Origin of the sequence: Shewanella sp. 10N.286.45.A1, from assembly GCF_041470405.1 — a bacterium.
In the GTDB taxonomy this organism is placed as follows: Bacteria; Pseudomonadota; Gammaproteobacteria; order Enterobacterales; family Shewanellaceae; genus Shewanella.
The window spans coordinates 1-345 of record NZ_JBFRMK010000261.1 but is presented as its reverse complement, the minus strand read 5'-3'; the positions used below and the strand labels follow the sequence as shown (position 1 = coordinate 345).

At 48.7% G+C, this 345-nt stretch carries 1 protein-coding gene; it reads right to left on the bottom strand.

The features are described from left to right. Positions 1-345, bottom strand: a 345-nt coding sequence (locus AB4238_RS17835) for a transposase (protein WP_372034662.1), incomplete at both ends; no start/stop codon positions are given.

Below are 345 nucleotides of genomic sequence, written 5' to 3'. Positions count from 1 at the left end.
GCTTGGATAACGGCCTGTTCAAGCAATACTGCACGCAACCTATCATAAAGGGGTTGAAGTAAGTCACTGCACTTCATCATCCAGTCGGCCATGGTTTTACGGCTCATCTCGATGCCGTATTGCTCAAACATGCTTTCTTGGCGATATAGAGGCAAGCCATATTGGTATTTGCTGGTGATGATTTGGCTGAGTAAAGATGCGGTCGCAATGCCCTTGGGGATTGGGCTAGCAGGCACTGGCGCGATATGCACCTTAACTTGGGTGCTATCTTTTTCACAGCGGCGGCAGCTGTACTTTAACCGCACATGCTCAATGACTTTTACTTGTGCAGGGATAAACTCCAGC